This is a genomic window from Sorangium sp. So ce185, from assembly GCF_051526825.1.
Taxonomy (GTDB): domain Bacteria; phylum Myxococcota_A; class Polyangia; order Polyangiales; family Polyangiaceae; genus Sorangium; species Sorangium cellulosum_D.
Genome location: NZ_CP150316.1, coordinates 11,468,096 through 11,483,649, shown reverse-complemented (window position 1 = coordinate 11,483,649; position 15,554 = coordinate 11,468,096). Strand labels below are relative to the sequence as shown.

Annotated in this window: 10 protein-coding genes and 2 tRNA genes; 11 read left to right on the top strand and 1 reads right to left on the bottom strand. The window is 74.6% G+C overall.

Annotated elements, in window-relative coordinates:
- Positions 1–18 precede the first annotated feature (18 nt).
- The 11 genes from WMF26_RS42345 (at position 19) to rpsI (ending at position 13,070) form a co-directional block, all read left to right on the top strand.
- Positions 19–2,478 carry an MMPL family transporter gene (locus tag WMF26_RS42345; protein WP_437997350.1) on the top strand — a complete coding sequence of 820 codons (2,460 nt, stop codon included), beginning with the start codon at positions 19–21 and terminating at the stop codon, positions 2,476–2,478.
- A 10-nt stretch (positions 2,479–2,488) separates the two neighbouring features.
- Entirely contained in the window at positions 2,489–3,883 is a 1,395-nt protein-coding gene (locus tag WMF26_RS42340; protein ID WP_437997349.1) for a hypothetical protein, read from the top strand.
- Complete coding sequence (locus WMF26_RS42335; RefSeq protein ID WP_061627720.1) at positions 3,880–5,241, top strand: hypothetical protein; 1,362 nt, start codon at positions 3,880–3,882, stop codon at positions 5,239–5,241. The genes WMF26_RS42340 and WMF26_RS42335 overlap by 4 nt, the downstream gene beginning before the upstream one ends.
- A gap of 438 nt (positions 5,242–5,679) precedes the next feature.
- On the top strand, positions 5,680–6,099 hold the full coding sequence (locus WMF26_RS42330) for an RNA recognition motif domain-containing protein (RefSeq protein WP_129579465.1): 420 nt from the start codon (positions 5,680–5,682) through the stop codon (positions 6,097–6,099).
- Positions 6,100–6,199: 100 nt separating this feature from the next.
- On the top strand, positions 6,200–7,477 hold the full coding sequence (locus WMF26_RS42325) for an MFS transporter (RefSeq protein ID WP_437997348.1): 1,278 nt from the start codon (positions 6,200–6,202) through the stop codon (positions 7,475–7,477).
- A 58-nt stretch (positions 7,478–7,535) separates the two neighbouring features.
- Positions 7,536–9,371 carry a glutamine--fructose-6-phosphate transaminase (isomerizing) gene (gene glmS, locus WMF26_RS42320; protein ID WP_437951759.1) on the top strand — a complete coding sequence of 612 codons (1,836 nt, stop codon included), beginning with the start codon at positions 7,536–7,538 and terminating at the stop codon, positions 9,369–9,371.
- Between the two features lie 120 nt (positions 9,372–9,491).
- Entirely contained in the window at positions 9,492–11,321 is a 1,830-nt protein-coding gene (locus WMF26_RS42315) for a sensor histidine kinase (protein ID WP_437997347.1), read from the top strand.
- A gap of 108 nt (positions 11,322–11,429) precedes the next feature.
- Positions 11,430–11,516 (top strand) — tRNA-Ser (locus WMF26_RS42310).
- Positions 11,517–11,621: 105 nt separating this feature from the next.
- Positions 11,622–11,709: transfer RNA gene (locus tag WMF26_RS42305), tRNA-Ser, on the top strand.
- 510 nt (positions 11,710–12,219) lie between these two features.
- Positions 12,220–12,669, top strand: coding sequence for a 50S ribosomal protein L13 (gene rplM / locus WMF26_RS42300; protein ID WP_061625733.1), 450 nt, complete (start codon positions 12,220–12,222; stop codon positions 12,667–12,669).
- 8 nt (positions 12,670–12,677) lie between these two features.
- Positions 12,678–13,070, top strand: a complete 393-nt coding sequence (gene rpsI, locus WMF26_RS42295) for a 30S ribosomal protein S9 (RefSeq protein ID WP_020740460.1) — start codon at positions 12,678–12,680, stop codon at positions 13,068–13,070.
- A gap of 230 nt (positions 13,071–13,300) precedes the next feature.
- Here rpsI and WMF26_RS42290 read toward each other — a convergent pair whose 3' ends face one another.
- Positions 13,301–15,442 carry a peptidoglycan DD-metalloendopeptidase family protein gene (locus WMF26_RS42290; protein WP_437997346.1) on the bottom strand — a complete coding sequence of 714 codons (2,142 nt, stop codon included), beginning with the start codon at positions 15,440–15,442 and terminating at the stop codon, positions 13,301–13,303.
- Between the last annotated feature and the right edge of the window lie 112 nt (positions 15,443–15,554).

Genomic DNA, 15,554 nt, shown 5'->3' with positions numbered 1-15,554 from the left:
GGCCCGGCCCGGCTCGCCATGGCAGCGCCCCCTCCGCCCTCGCCGGCCCGCGCACGCGCCCCGCGCCGGCCTCTCCGCCTCGCCGTCGCGCTCGCGCTCGCGGCGCTGACGCTCGCCGCCTTCGCCGCCGTGACGCTGCGGCTCCAGCTCGAGCCGAACGTCGCCTCGCTCCTGCCTGAGCGCGGCGACGCCGCCGCGCTGCGCCGGTACGTGCGCGGGTTCGGGGGCGGCGATCTCGGCGTCGTGATGGTGAAGGGGGACGACCCCGACGAGAACGCCGCCGTCGCCGCCGAGATCGCGCGGGCCCTCGCGGCGCGCCCGACCGTGCAGCGCGCCGCCGATCGCGTCGACGCCTCGCGCGCGCTCGATCCGTGGCTCGCCTTCCGGCACGCGGACGCGCGCGTGCGGGAGCGGCTCGCCGCCGCGCTCTCGCCCGAGGGGATGCGCGAGCGGCTCGCCGAGACGCGCGCCATGCTGCTCGCGCCTGGCGCCGGCGCCGCGGCCGAGGCGATCGCGGCCGACCCGCTGCGGCTCGCGCAGCTCGTCTTCGAGTCCGCGGACATCGGCTCCGGGGTGCGCACGCAGGCCGACGGCGCGTTCGCCACGGACGACGGCAAGGTGCACCTCGTCCTGGTGCAGCCGGCGGGGCAGGCGCTCCGCGGCGCCGACGCGCGCGCCTTCGTCGCCGACGCGAACGCCGTCCTCGAGCCGATCCGCGCGGCGCACCCGCGGCTCACGCTCGGGCTCACCGGCGGGCACGCCATCGCCGCGGCCACCGAGGAGATGCTCACGCGCGATCTCGCCGTCTCGGGCACGCTCTCGATGCTGATCGCGTCCGCGGTCTTCGCGCTGCTCTTCCGCCGCATGCGCGCGCTCGCCGCGGTGATGCCGCCGCTCGTGCTCGGGACCGTCTGGACCGCGGGGCTCGCCACGGCGCTCCCGGGCGGGCTCAGCGCGATCGCGGTCGCCTTCATGTCGGTCGTCGTGGGCGTCGGCGTCGACACCGGCGTCCACGTCTACGCCGCGCTGCTCGAGGCGCGGCGCGAGGGCCTCGATCCGGAGGCGGCCGGGCGCGCCGCGAGGGCGCGGACCTTCCGCGCGGTGCTCGTCGCCGCCGTCACCGCGGCGGCGGCGTTCGGCGCGCTCGCGCTGTCGGACATCAACGCCCTCCGGCAGCTCGGCCTCCTGTGCGCCGCGGGCGAGGTGCTCACGGCGATCGCGATCGTCCTCGTGACGCCGGCCGTCGGCGCCTGGCTCGAGCGGGGGGCCCCGCCGCCCGAGGCGCCGGCGCGCTGGCCCGACGGCCTCTACCGGCTCACCCGGACCCGGGGCCGCGCGCTCGCGCTCGCCGCGCTCGCGGCGCTCCCCATCGCGGCGGTCGCCCTCGGCGCCGCGCCGCCGCTCGCCGAGGCCATCGTCGCGATCCGGCCCGCCGAGCTCGAGCCGCTCAAGGTGCAGCAGGCGATCTTCGACGCGTTCGGCGGGCGGCGCGGGCAGTGGGTGGTGCTCCTCGCGGACGGCGAGCAGGAGCGCGCCCGCGCCCGGGCCGACCGGCTCGCGGAGCGCCTCGCCTCGATGAAGGCCGACGTGGAGGCCGTCGACGCGCTCACCGCGCTCGCGCCCGCCCCCTCGACGCAGGCCGCGCGGTTCGCCGCGCGCGACGCGCTCGACCTGCCCGCGAAGGCCGGCGAGCTCGAGCGGGCGCTCCGCGACACGGGCTTCGCGCCCGAGCGCTTCTCGGCGGTGCTGGACGGGATGCGCTCGCCGCCGCGGCAGGAGGTCACGCTCGCCGATCTCGAGCGCGGCCCCGCGTCCATCCTGCTCTCGCGCTACCTCGGCGCGGACGGGGGCGAGGCGCTCGTTGCGCTGTACGTCCGGCCCCGCGAGGCCGGCTCGGTCGAGCGGATCGAGCGCGCGATCCGCGAGGAGGACCCGAAGGCCATGCTCACCGGCTACACCCGGCTCGAGGCGTCGCTCCGCGAGACGCTCGCGCACGACATGCCGCGGATCGCGATCGTCGCCGGGGCGCTCGTGCTGCTGGCCCTCTCGGCCTCCCTCCGCAGCGCGCGCGACATCGCGCTGGCCGCGCTCGTCGTCGCCTCCGAGATCTCGCTCGTGCTCCTGCTGATCCGGGTGATCGGCATCCCCCTGCACGCGTACGACGCGCTCGTCATCCCGGTGCTGCTTGGGATCACCGTGGACGAGGGCATGTTCCTGCTCCACCGCGCCCGCGACCTCGAGGCGGCGGGCGGCGGCGACGCCGTGATCCGCGAGACGCTGCGCCACGAGGGGCCGGCGATCGCCGCCACCGCGCTGACCACGGCCGCGGGCTTCGCCGCGCTCGCGTTCTGCCGCTTCGACGGCCTGCGCGATCTGGGCCGGGTCGGCGCGCTCGGCAGCGCGGTCGGCCTGGTCGTGGCGCTCGTCGTGGTGCCGGCGGGGCTGCGGCTCTGGCCCCGACCCCGCCGGCGCGCGTAACATCGCGGCGTTGTCTCCCCGGAGCCTCCTCCTCGTCGCCCTCCTCGCGCTCGCGCGCCCTGCCGCGGCGCAGCCGTCGCCGCCGCCCGCCGCGCCGCCACGCCCCGCCGCGCCGGAGCCGCCGCGCTCGGCCGTCGCCCGCGTCGTGGACGCGCTCGCGCGCTCGCTCGACCCCGTCACGGGCCGCGCGCTCGTCGCGGCCGGCCCGCTCGCCTCGGACGCGCCGGCGCCGCGCGGCGCCCAGCTCGCGGCCGCGCTCGCCGCCCACCTCGCCGGCAAGCTCGGCGCCGGGGTGCGCGCGCACAAGGACCCGATCCCGCTGCCGCTCGCGCGCGAGGCCGCGCGCGACGACGCGGCGCTCGTCCACCTCGCCGTCGAGGTCGCGGCGGGGCGGCTGCGCGTCACGGCCGACGTGTACCCGGTGCCGCGCACCGTCTGGGCGCGCATCCGCGATCCGGAGCCGGGGCCCATCGCCCACGCCTACGCCGAGGCGCCCCTCGACGCGGAGGTCCGCAGCTACCTCGCGCCGGTCCCGCTCGTCGCCGCCCGGGTCGATCGCGCGAAGAACTTCGAGGGCGACGTCGTCGCGCTCGCGTGCGGCGATCTCGACGCCGACGGCGCGCTCGAGATCCTGAGCGTGAGCCGGCGGCGCGTGACCACGCTCCGCCTCCGCGGCGGCCGGGTCGTGCCGCTCGCGTCGCGCTCGTGGCCGGACGTGGTCGCCGTGCACCCGTCGCCGCTGCGCGAGCCGCTCGCGTTCGCCACGCTCGTCGAGCGCGCGCGGTACGGCGAGCCCGAGCCGCCGTTCGCCGACGTCGGGCTCACCGATCGCGCGCGCAGCGTCCGCTTCGACGGCAAGCTGAACGCGCTCGCCGAGCTCCCGGGGCTGGCGATCCCGGACGCGGGCGGCTCGGCCTGCACGACGGCGTGGGGGCCGCTCCTCACCGGCCCGCTCGCGCCGTGCGCCCCGGCCGATCCGCCGCCGGCCACGACGGCGCTCGCCGGCCGGTACGACGCGCTCGCGTCGGCGCAGCTCCTGTCGGCCCGGGGCGAGCCGTTCACGGTCTGGGCGGCGCGCGAGCGCGGCGCGGTCGAGCTCCGGGACAGCGCGGGCCGCCGCAAGCTCGTGGGCAGCGCCGGGGCGCAGCTCGCGATCGGCGATCTCGATCAGGACGGCGAGCCCGAGCTGCTCGCCAGCCTCGACGTGCTCGACCCGCTCGAGGACGCCGTCGTCGTCTTCTCGTGGCGGCGCCATCACGGCGGCCCTTCGCGCGCGGCGCCCCCGGAGATCCTGCGCCTCCCGGCGCCGGCGGGGGTGCGCGCGCTCGCGGTCTGCCCGCCCGACGGGCCCGGGCGCGCCCCGTTCGCCGTCGCCACGGCCGACGAGATCTGGGTGGTGCGGTGAGCCGCTCGCTCCCGCGCCGCGCCTTCCTCGGCGGCGCCGGCGCCCTGCTCGGCGCCGCCGCCCTCCCGGCGCGCGCCCGCGCCATGGGGCGCACCCCGCTCGGCGGCCGCATCACGATGCACCTCCCGTGGCCGACGGGCTCGCTCGACCCGCACGACCTGAGCGATCCGGCCGCGGCCCTGTTCGCGTCGGCGATCGCCGACAGCCTCTACGGCCTCGACGCGTCCGGGAACCCTTACCCGACGCTCACGTCCGCGCTCCCGTCGCGCGAGGGCGACGCCGCGGTCGTGCGCCTGCGCGACGGGCTGCGCACCGCGCGCCTCGTCAAGCTCGACGGCCGCGACGTCGTGAGCTCGGTCGAGCGCGCCCGCGCCCGCGGCGCCGCGGCGGTGCTCGCCGACGTCCCGAGGCCCGAGCGGCACCCGAAGGATCCGCTCGCCGCCGTGTTCCCGCGCGCGGATCCCGCCCGCGTCGCCCGCGCGCTCGCGTCGCCGATGGTCGCGCTCCTGCCGCGCAGCTTCGACCCCGCGTCGCCGGACGGCACCGGCGCCTTCCGGGCCGACCTCGGCCCGCGGCAGATCACGCTGACGCGCAACGACGTCGCCGCGCGCGGCGCTGCCTTCCTCGACGCGATCGACGTGATCCGCTCCGAGGACCTCACGACGTCGCTGCGCGCGTTCGAGACCGAGCGCGACGACCTCGGGTGGCTCGGCGCCGGGCTGCACGCGAACCGCCGCGGCGCTGTCCGCTTCGATCTCGGCGTCGCCGGCTGGATCGTGCTGACCACCGGCCCGGAGGCCGGCCCCTTCGGTCAGCCCGGCGTCGCGCAGCGGCTGGTCGACGCGCTGCCGCCCGAGCGCCTCGCGCACCTCGGCCTCTCGGGCCTCCCGAGGGCGCACGGCGATCCCGGGTGGGGCGGCCCTCCGGCCGAGCTGCTCGTGGACGAGTCCGCCGCGCACCTCGTCGAGGTCGCCGAGGCGGTCGCGCCGATCCTCTCGCGGCCCGGGCACGAGGTCACGGCAGAGCCCGTCCCTCGCGCGGAGCTCGGGCGCCGCCGCGCCCGCGGCAAGGCGGCGCTCGCGATCGAGCTCGTGCGCCCGCTCGGCCCCGGGCCTCTCCACGCGCTGCTCGCGCTCGCGACCGCCGACGACCGCGCCCGCGCGCTCGACCTCGCCCGCCACCCGCCGCGGCTCGCCCCCACCGCCGCGCCGCGGTCGCTCACCACGACGCTCCGCCTCGGCGTGATCGCCGAGGTCCGGATCGCGGGCGGGGTGCTGCCGGACGTCGCCCTCGCGCGCGCCGGGGGCGGCGAGGGCTGGGATCTCGGCGCCACGTTCCGTCGATCGGCCGGGCGTTGATGCGCGCGCCGGATGTGGGGAAGCAGGCGCGACTGGCGGACGCAACAGGCGTGACCGGCGCAACCGACGTGACCGACGTGACCGACGCGACCGGCGCGACCGGCGCCAGCAGACGCGACCGCACCGCTCCGGGTTCGGTCGGGACGTCCGGCGAGCGATGCGCGGCTGCGTCGACGGGGAGGGCTGCTTCCAGCGCTTGCGCCGGGGGGACATTTGGTTACTATCGGCTGGTCACGAACGTCACTGGCACTCGACACGACGCTTCTCTTCTCGGGGATCGCGGATTGATCGCGGACTGGACGACGCAACGTGTGGCGCACCGGGGGCTCCTCCCCAGCGCCGCCCTCCCTCGATCCCCCACGGCTCCATCGGGGCGGCAGGGCACTGTTCGGCACCGAAGCTGACGCATCTCGCAGAGCCGTGAAGTGAATCAGTGTCATGGGTACTCGCCTCTACGTTGGTAATCTCCCCTTCTCCGCCACCAAGGCCTCCGTGCAGGCTGCGTTTGCCCAGAGCGGCGAGGTGACGGATGTGCACATCGTGACCGACCGCGAGAGCGGGCAGTCGCGGGGTTTCGGGTTCGTCACGATGGGCACGCCTGAGCAGGCCCAGCAGGCGATCGAGCAGATGAACGGCGCCCTCATGGATGGCCGTCCGCTTCGCGTGAACGAGGCGGAGGAGCGGGTCCAGCGCGGCGGTGGCGGCGGCGGCGGCGGTTACGGCGGCGGCGGCGGCGGCGGTTACGGCGGCGGCGGCGGCGGCGGTGGCCGCGGCGGTCGTGGCGGTGGCGGCGGCGGTTACGGCGGCGGCGGCGGTGGACGCGGCGGCCGCGGCGGTCGCGGCGGCGATCGGTACTGATCCGAGCTAGGACGACGTTCATGCGGCGGCGCTTCCCCAGGGAGGCGCCGCCGTTTTCGTTGGTGCGCTGCCCTCACCGCCGATGCCATCTCCCCTTTCTTTGCATCTCAAACCATCTCCGCGGGCGATCTCGCTCTACTACTTCGGCATCTTCGCCGTCCTCGGCGTGTACCTGCCGCTGTTCCCGAGCTGGCTCGAGGGGCGGGGGGTCCGCGGCCTCGCGATGGGGGCGATCGCGGCGACGCTCCCCGCGATGGGCCTCGTCGCGCCGCCGGTGTTCGGCCTCATCGCCGACGCGCTCGGCGTGCGCGTGTGGCTGATCCGGGCGGCCTGCGCCGGCGCCCTCGCCGTGTTCGCGCTGCTCGCGCTGTCGTCGGCGCTCGACGTCTCGCTCGGCTTCGGCGGGCTCTTCGCCGCGGCGCTCGCGTTCGCGTTCTTCCGCGCGCCGATGTTCACCATGGCCGACGTGGTCGCGCTCGAGACGTCGCTGACCTCCGGGATCGCCTACGGACGGCTCAGGCTCTGGGGATCGATCAGCTTCGCGCTGATGGCGATCGTCAGCGGGGCGCTCATCGATCCGGCGCGGCCGGCGGCGTTCCCCGTCGCGATCGCCGCCGCGCTGCTCGTCGCGTTCGCCCTCTCGTGGGCGCTCCCGGCGGGCGACGAGGCGCCGCTCCAGCGGCTCGGCAAGCGCGGCGGCGCGCAGGGCGTGGAGGGCGCGGCGCGCGCGGCGGCGGCCGCCGGCGGCTCCGTGCGCGAGCGCGCCGGCGCCCTCCTCCGGAGCCGCGACTTCCGCCTGTTCCTCGCGGCGTCGTTCCTGGCCCAGAGCGCGAACTCCTCTTACGACCTCTGTTACACGCTGCACCTGCGCGACGTCGGCTTCCCCGAGCCGCTGGTGGGGGTCGCGTGGGCCGTCGGCGTCGCCGGCGAGATCGCGCTCATGGCGTTCTCCGGCCCCCTGCTCCAGCGGTTCGCGCCGCCCGTGGCGCTCGCCGTCGCCTTCGCCGGCGCCTCGCTCCGCTGGGCGCTGCTCTCGCAGGTGCGCTTCTGGCCCGCCCTGCTCGCGCTCCAGCCGCTCCACGCGGTGTCCTTCGCCATGATGTGGGTCGCGTCGCTCGCCTACACGCGGGATCGCGCCCCGCCGCAGATCCTCGCCACGGCGCAGGGGCTCTTTTCCGCAAGCGCCGGGGCCGGATCCGTCATCGGAATGCTGACCTGGGGCGAGCTCTACAAGCGCGGGGGCGGCGCGCTCACGTTCGGCGTCGCCTCGATCACGGCCGCGATAGCATTCGTCCTGGCTGTGACCTTCGCGCGATCGACGCGGCGTTCACTGTCAGGGAGCTCAATTTTTTCTGCCGGCTCCCAGTGCCAGGAGTAACGTTGCGTTTTCCGCAGCACGCGTAGGCGCGCGCGGGCATTACCTAAACGAGGCGAGCATGTGCGGGATCGTCGGATACGTTGGGTCGAAAAAAGCGGCGCCGATCATCGTCGAAGGGCTGCGCAAGCTGGAGTATCGGGGCTACGACTCGGCCGGCATCGCCATTCATGATGGCAAGGGCATCGAGATCGTCCGGACGCTGGGCAAGCTGATCAAGCTCAGCGAGGCGCTCGAGAAGCGGACCCTCGACGGCACCACGGGCATCGGCCACACGCGGTGGGCGACGCACGGCCGCCCGAGCGAGGTCAACGCCCACCCGCACTCCGCGGGCCCGGTGGCCGTCGTGCACAACGGCATCATCGAGAACCACGTGGCCATCCGGCAGCAGCTGGAGGGCCAGGGCGTCAAGTTCCTCTCCGACACCGACACCGAGATCGTCGCTCACCTCGTCCACCGCGAGCTCCAGAAGGGCGCCAAGTCGCTCTTCGAGGCCGTGCGCGGGTCGCTCCGGCAGGTCCACGGCGCCTACGCGATCGCGGTCGTCTCGCGCGACCAGCCCGACGTCATCGTCGCCGCCCGCTACGGCTCGCCGCTCGTCGTCGGCGTCGGCGAGAACGAGATGCTGTGCGGCAGCGACATCCCCGCGCTCCTCTCGCACACCCGCGACATGATCTTCCTCGAGGACGGCGACATCGTCGAGCTGCGCGCCGACGGCGTCCGCATCGAGACCGTGGCCGGGAGCGACAAGGTCGAGCGGCGCGTGAAGCGCATCGACTGGAGCCCCGTCCAGGCGGAGCGCGGCGGCTACAAGCACTTCATGCTGAAGGAGATCCACGAGCAGCCCGACGTCGTCGAGGCGACGCTGCGCGGCCGGATCGATCTCGCCGCCGGCGACGTGCACGCGACCGAGATCGGGGTCACGCCCGAGTTCGCGAGGGAGCTGCGCCGGGTCTACATCGTCGCCTGCGGCACGAGCCACCACGCCGGCATCGCCGGGCGCTACTGGATCGAGCAGCTCTCCCGCGTCCCCACGGTGGTCGAGCTCGCGAGCGAGGTCCGCTACCGCGAGCCGATCTTCTTCCCCGACGACCTCGTCATCGCCATCAGCCAGTCGGGCGAGACCGCCGACACGCTCGCGGCCCTCAAGGCGGCGAAGGCGCAGGGCGCCAAGGTGCTCGCGCTCTGCAACGTGCTCGACAGCGCGATCCCGCGCCTCGCCGACGGCGCGCTCTACACGCACGCGGGCCCCGAGATCGGCGTCGCCTCGACCAAGGCGTTCACCACGCAGCTCGCCGCGCTGCTCCTGCTCTCGGTCTACCTCGGCCGCCGCCGCGACTCGCTCTCCGCGGATCGCGGGCGCGAGATCCTCCAGGCGCTCTGGGAGACCCCGAGCCACATGCGCGAGGTGCTCGGCGACGCCGACTACGTGCACGCGATCGCGAAGCGGCTCGTCCACGCGAAGGACGTCCTCTTCCTCGGGCGCGGCCTCGGCTTCCCGATCGCGCTCGAGGGCGCGCTCAAGCTCAAGGAGATCTCGTACGCCCACGCGGAGGGCTACGCCGCCGGCGAGATGAAGCACGGGCCGATCGCCCTCATCGACGAGAACCTCCCCGTGATCGTCGTCTGCCCGCGCGACGCGCACTACGACAAGACCTTCTCCAACCTGCAGGAGGTCCGGGCGCGCGAGGGTCAGGTCGTCGCCATCGCCACGAAGGGCGACGAGTCGATCCTCGAGATCGCGCAGCACCACGTCTGGATCCCGAAGGTGCCGGACGAGGTGGGGCCGCTCCTCACGGTGCTCCCGCTCCAGCTCATCGCCTATTACGTCGCCAACCTGAAGGGCAACGACGTCGACCAGCCGCGCAACCTCGCGAAGACCGTCACGGTCGAGTAGCGGCGCTCCGCTGCAGCGGGGCCGCTCCGGCGAGCGGGCGGCCCTGCCGGGCGGCGCGGCGGCCCGCGTGCGCGCCGGCCGGCCTGCGCGCCGGCGCGGGGCCGCGGCTATGCTGCGCGCATGCGCATCCCCGGCAGAACGGAGCGGCGGGTCGTCGCGGCCATCCTCGTGACCGCGCTCATCCCGCTCGTCGCCAGCATCGTGGTCGCCAGGACGGTGATCGCGCGGGTGTCGGCGACGGCGTTCCAGCCCGAGTTCGGCGTCCACCTGGACAGGGCGCTCGGCGTGTACGCCGAGCTCGCCGCCGCCATCAAGCAGGGCATGCGCTCCGAGGCCGAGGCGATCGCCGCGGCGGATCCGCTGCGCCGGAGCGCCTTCGCCGGGGACGCGGAGCTCCTCGACGCCGAGCTCGCGCGCATCATCGCGGCGCACCCCGCGCTGGTCTCCCTGCGCGTCGAGCGCTGCGGCGGCGAGCTCGTCGGCGCGCGGGAGCGCGGAAGGCCGGTGGATCCGGCGCGCGAGAAGACGCTCACGGTCCGGAAGGCGATCGAGCGCGCCCCCGGCTCGGCCTCCGGGCCCACGCCCTCCGAAGGGCCCGCGCCCCCCGCGGAGCCCGCGCCCCCCGCGGAGCCCGCGCCCCCCGGAGGGCCCGCGGCGGGAGGCGGCGACTGCGAGGGCGACGCGACGGCGCTCGTCGCGACGTTCGCCGCGCCGAGCGCCCGCTTCGACGAGCTCGAGTCCGCGCAGGCGTTCGCGCAGGCGTACCGCGCGCTCGAGCGCGAGCACCGCAAGGAGTACCTCGACGAGAGCTACGGCGACGCGTTCGCCGCGCTGCTCGGCGCGACGATCGTCCTCGCCGTGCTCGCCGGCGTGCTCGTGGCGCGCCCCGTGGTCGATCGCATCGCGCGGCTCGCCGCGGCCACGCGGCCGGTGGCCGAGGGCGATCTCTCGGTGCGTGTCGCGCTCAAGGGCGACGACGAGGTCGCCGATCTCGGCCGCGCCTTCGACCGCATGCTCGAGGAGCTCGAGGGCAGCCGCGCTCGGATCGAGTTCCTGAAGCGCATGGGCGAGTGGCAGAAGATGGCGCGGCACCTCGCGCACGAGATCAAGAACCCGCTGACGCCGATCCAGCTCGCCGTCGAGGAGTGCCACCGCCGCTACGCCGGCAGCGACCCGGCCTACCAGCGCCTGCTGCAGACCACGCTCGAGGTCGTCGAGGAGGAGATCGGCACGCTGCGCCGGCTCGTCGGCGAGTTCTCCAATTTCGCGCGGCTCCCGCAGGCCGAGCTCGAGCCCGCGGATCTCGCGGAGTTCCTGCGGGAGCAGGGCGAGCGCTTCGCCGCGGTGGAGGAGGCGGGGCGCGAGCACGCCTCGGACGAGGCGCTGCTCGGGCGCGTCGACCTCGAGTTCGACGTGCCGGCCGCCCCGATGCCGGCCGCGCTCGATCGCGAGATGCTCCGGCGCGCCCTCGGCAACATCGTGCGCAACGCGGCGCAGGCGCTGCGCGACGCGCAGCGGGCGGCGCCGGGCGCTGCAGCGCGCCCCGGCGCCCTCTGGGGCAGGGTCCGCGTCTCGGCGCGGAGCGAGGGGCAGAGCCACCTCATCGCGATCGACGACGACGGGCCGGGCATCGATCCCGCCGTGCGCGACTCGATGTTCGATCCCTACGTCACGACGCGGTACGACGGCACGGGGCTCGGCCTGAGCATCGTGAAGAAGATCGTCGTCGACCACGGCGGCACGATCGACGTGCTCGATTCCCCGCTCGGGGGCGCGCGCTTCGTCATCCGGCTCCCGCGCGCTGGCACGCCCGCGGCGCGCGCCGCGCAGCGGGCCGAGGGCGAGGGCGGGCCGCGCTCGACCTCGCCGCGCGCGGCGGGCGGACCTGGAGCCCCGGCGGCGCTCGGGCGCGAGGCCTTCTCCGACGGCGATCGCGAGGACGCTCGCTGATGTTTCGGCGGGGCCGGCGGAGGGCCCCGACCGCGAAAGCGCGCCGACGCGTCGGTCCGTGTCAGGAGATGCTTGACCAGCCGGCCCCGCTTTGCCATGTTCGCCCGCGGAGAGGTGACCGAGAGGCCGAAGGTGCCTGATTCGAAATCAGGTGTACCCGCAAGGGTACCGCGGGTTCGAATCCCGCTCTCTCCGCTACGCTTGGCTGCTTGCCCCCGCTGAACCAGGTGGGCTTTGACCGCCCGCTCTCTCGCGGGCGGCGCCGGTCCGGCAGAAGCGGGGCGCGTCGAAGAAGGTTCGGGAGAGGTGACCGAGTGGTCGAAGGTGCACGACTGGAAATCGTGTGTACGGCAACGTACCGCGGGTTCGAATCCCGCCCTCTCCGCCAAGCTGAACAGTCCACCGACTCCTGGTGGTGAGCTCCCCGAAACGAGCCCGCAGGAAGTCCGCAAGGAAAAAAAGAGGATGAGGCCGAGCGGCAGCTGCGCTCGGAAGTCGTGGTCGGTCGCTGACGGTGACGCCCGGCTTCTGGAGGCGTCGCTTCGGGCTGACCCTCGCGAGCTGCGGCGCCGTCAACCTCGGTCGAGCCGAGGCGGAGATCTGTCCCGAGCGACGGGTTCGGCGCTCGGAGGCGATGTCGCGCGGAACGTGTCTCGACGAGCGCGCTCTTCTGTGCAGGGGGAGCGCGAAGGGACGCGCGCGGACGCGGCGAACGCGAAGGAGCAGCGACCGACGTGAACGCTCGTGCTATCAAGGGGCCGACCGACGCCCTTGACCGGCTCCCGCCGGACGACAACGATGCCGTTACGAGCGGGCCCGAGACGCTTGACAGGCGGAGGGCCGCCTTGTAGAAGTTGCGCCCCTTTTTGGCAGGCGCCCTTCCGGAGTTTTTCGCCCAATGAATCCTCAGCCCAAGTCCTTTTCCGCCAAGCCTGCGGAGGCCCGCAACGAGCGTACGTGGTGGGTGATCGACGCGGAAGGCAAGCCCCTCGGCCGCCTTGCCAGCCGCATCGCCACGGTGCTTCGCGGTAAGAACAAGCCCACGTTCACGCCGCACGTCGACACCGGCGACTTCGTGATCGTCGTGAACGCCAAGAAGGTCCTTCTGACCGGTCGCAAGCTCCAGCAGAAGAACTACGTGCGGCACAGCGGTGAGCCGGGCGGCTTCCGCTCCGAGGCGTACGGTCACCTGCTCGAGCGCAAGCCGGAGCTCCCCATCCAGAAGGCCGTGAAGGGCATGCTCCCGAAGAATGTGCTCGGGCGCGAGCTCCTTACCAAGCTCAAGGTCTACGCCGGTCCCGATCACCCCCACGCGGCGCAGAAGCCGCAGCCTCTTAGCTACAGCTGAGCAAAGCCATGACGGAAACGAGAACGTACGCCACTGGGAAGCGTAAGACCGCGGTTGCGCGCGTCTTCCTCTCGCCGGGCACCGGCAACATCAAGGTGAACAAGAGGCCCGCCGACGAGTACTTCGTCCGCGAGACCTCGCGCATGGTGATGCGCCAGTCGCTGGAGCTGCTGGAGCTGCTCGAACAGTTCGACGTGAACGCGACCGTCGTCGGCGGTGGGCACAGCGCCCAGGCCGAGGCGATGCGGCACGGCATCGCGCGCGCCCTGTGCGAGCTCGATCCGGAGCGCAGGTCGTCGCTCAAGCGCGCGGGCTTCCTCACGCGCGACGCGCGCAAGAAGGAGCGCAAGAAGTACGGCCAGCCCGGCGCCCGCAAGCGCTTCCAGTACTCGAAGCGCTAGCAGGCCCGGCACGCTGCCCCTCGGGGCGGATGCCATGGCAAGGACATCGAGGACGAGAGGGATCTTCCCTCTGCGTCCTCGATGCTTTTTGTCCTCGGCCATGCGAGGCGCTGCGCTCTCCGAGCGGATCACTCGGCCCGCCCGGCGTCACACCGTCTCCGGCGGACGCTCGCGATGGGGGCGTTCGATGAGCTCGCCGCGCTGGAGCGGACCACCCGGCCCGCCCGGCGTCACATCGTTTCCGGCGGACTCTTGAGATCGGGGCCCTCGATGAGCTCGCCCTCATCGTCCCCGGCGCCTTCGGGCGGCTTCGCCTCGGGCTCGGTCGGCCCGCTCGGCCCGACCGCGGGCGCCGCGGAGACCGTGGCCTCGCTGCCGGCCGCTGCGGGGGGCGGCGGGGTCGGCTCCGCGACGTCCGGCTTCACCGGCTCGGGCGGCGGCTCGGGCAGCGGGATGGCGTCGAGCCGATGATCGAGCGCCTCCTTCGCCGCGGCGAACGCCGCGCGATCGACGCCGGGCATCACGCGCTCGCCGTCGAGCTGGAGCGTCTCGGCGTCGAAGTACTTGCCGTCCTTCTTCGCGCTGAAGTGAAGGTGCGGGCCCGTCGAGCGGCCCGTCGACCCCACGTACCCGACGAGCTGGTGGGTGCCCACCTTCATGCCGACCTTGATGCCGGCGGCATACCTCGACAGGTGCGCGTAGCCGGTGCTGACGCCGTTCGGATGCAGGACGGTGACGAGGTTACCGCTCGGTCCCGCGGGGCCGACCCACTCGACGACGCCGCGATACGCCGAGTACACCGGCGTTCCCGTCGGCGCGCCGAAGTCGGTCCCGTTGTGGGGCATCTTCTTCTTCAGCACCGGGTGCATCCGCTGCGGGTTGAACTTCGACGTCACGGGCGCGCCCGGGACCGGCGCGCGCCAGCCGCCCGCGTACGGCTGCCGGCCGCGCTCGTCGAAGTAGCCGCGGGCCTCCTGCCCCTTGAAATCGTAGATGCGCAGCGGCTTCTCGGCGGGATCTGCGGGCCGGTACTCGAGCGCGATGATCTTCTTGTACCGGGAGAACATCCCGAGCGCCGTCTCCTCGACGGCGATCAGCCGGACGATGCTCCCTTCCTCGAAGCTCTCCGTCGACATGCGCCCGCTCAGCGCGTCGTCGATCACGTCGAGCACGCCAGGCTCCAGGCCGCCCGATCGGTACGCGCTCGTGAGATCCTTCCCCACGTAGAAGGCGGCGACGACCTCCTCCTCGGCGATCTTCATGTCGAGCGTGGTGCCCGCGAGCAGCCCGGCCGCGTCCTCCCGCGCCTGGTAGATCTCGCTCGCCGAGACCTCGTACTCGAAGGCGCGGACGCGGCGCGTGGAGCGGTCCATCGCGACCGTGAACCGATCCTTGCGGCCGCACTTGTCGAACTTCCGCAGCCCGTCGAAGGCCTTCATGATCCGGTAGATCTGCGCCTTCGGCACGCCCTTCTCGTCGAGGGCCGTGATGAACGACCGGCGGTCCATCACGTCGCTCGCCACGATCACGGACGAATCCTTCGCGAGCTCGGAGATCCGCCACGGGCCCGGCAGCGGCGTGCGTGTCTTGGCCTTCACCTCGGGCGCGGCGGGCCGTCCGGCCTCTTCCGCGCCTGTGGCCGAGCCCGCCGGGCTCGCCGCCACGAGCGCGCGCTCGTCGCGCACCGGGACGCCCTGGATCAGGAGCGCGATCAGCGAGGTGAGCGTCGCGAGGCCGAAGATGCCGCCGAAGACCGCGGTCATGCGCGGCGAGAGGTGCGGCCCCGGAGGCGGCCGGCTGAGGCCGGCGGGCAGGCGCGGGCCGTCGGCCGCGCCGGATCCCGCGTAGGGGCCGCCGTCCGCGAGCGACGGGCGGGAGGACCGCGGATCGCTGCCGCGCGACCACGGCGCGGCGCCGCGCCCGCGAGAAGAAGGAGGAGGGAGCTGCGTCCACGACGGCGACGAGCGCGCGCGCAGATCGCCGCCGCGCGACCAGGGCGCGGCCGGAGCGCTCTCGGCCCGGCGGTGGCCCACGAGCGGCGCGGCCAGCGGCGGCGTGGCAGGCCTGCTGGAGGTGTCGAGCGCGTCGTCCGTCACGTCGGCGGCGCTGCTGCGCTCGATGTCCGCGCGCGGCGCGTGGTGCGGGACGATGCCGGGCTCGGCGCGCGGCGCGTCCCGCGGGGTGGCGTCGGCCTCCGCGCGCGGCGCGCCCTGCGGGACCGCGGCGCCGGGCTGTTCGCGCGGCGCTCCCGGCAGGGCGGCGGCGCCGGGCCCCGACGCCCTGCCGGCGTCTTCGTTCCGCTCCTCGGAGCGGTCCGCGGCGTCCGGCCCTCCGGAAGCCTCGAGCGGGTTCTGGGGTACTGCACTCGGCACGCCGACGTGCGTACCAAGGCATCGCCGGGGTTGCAACCGCGCGGCCACCCGATCCGCGCAAGGGTTGCGCGGAAGACCGACCGCATCGTACGCCGCTCGCGTAAGCTGGCGG

Excerpts from the sequence above, each read along its gene's own strand:
- rpsI (WP_020740460.1), top strand. The coding sequence starts at position 12,678 with ATGACGGAAACGAGAACGTACGCCACTGGGAAGCGTAAGACCGCGGTT.
- WMF26_RS42330 (WP_129579465.1), top strand. The coding sequence starts at position 5,680 with ATGGGTACTCGCCTCTACGTTGGTAATCTCCCCTTCTCCGCCACCAAG.
- WMF26_RS42345 (WP_437997350.1), top strand. The coding sequence starts at position 19 with ATGGCAGCGCCCCCTCCGCCCTCGCCGGCCCGCGCACGCGCCCCGCGC.
- WMF26_RS42315 (WP_437997347.1), top strand. The coding sequence starts at position 9,492 with ATGCGCATCCCCGGCAGAACGGAGCGGCGGGTCGTCGCGGCCATCCTC.
- glmS (WP_437951759.1), top strand. The coding sequence starts at position 7,536 with ATGTGCGGGATCGTCGGATACGTTGGGTCGAAAAAAGCGGCGCCGATC.
- rplM (WP_061625733.1), top strand. The coding sequence starts at position 12,220 with ATGAATCCTCAGCCCAAGTCCTTTTCCGCCAAGCCTGCGGAGGCCCGC.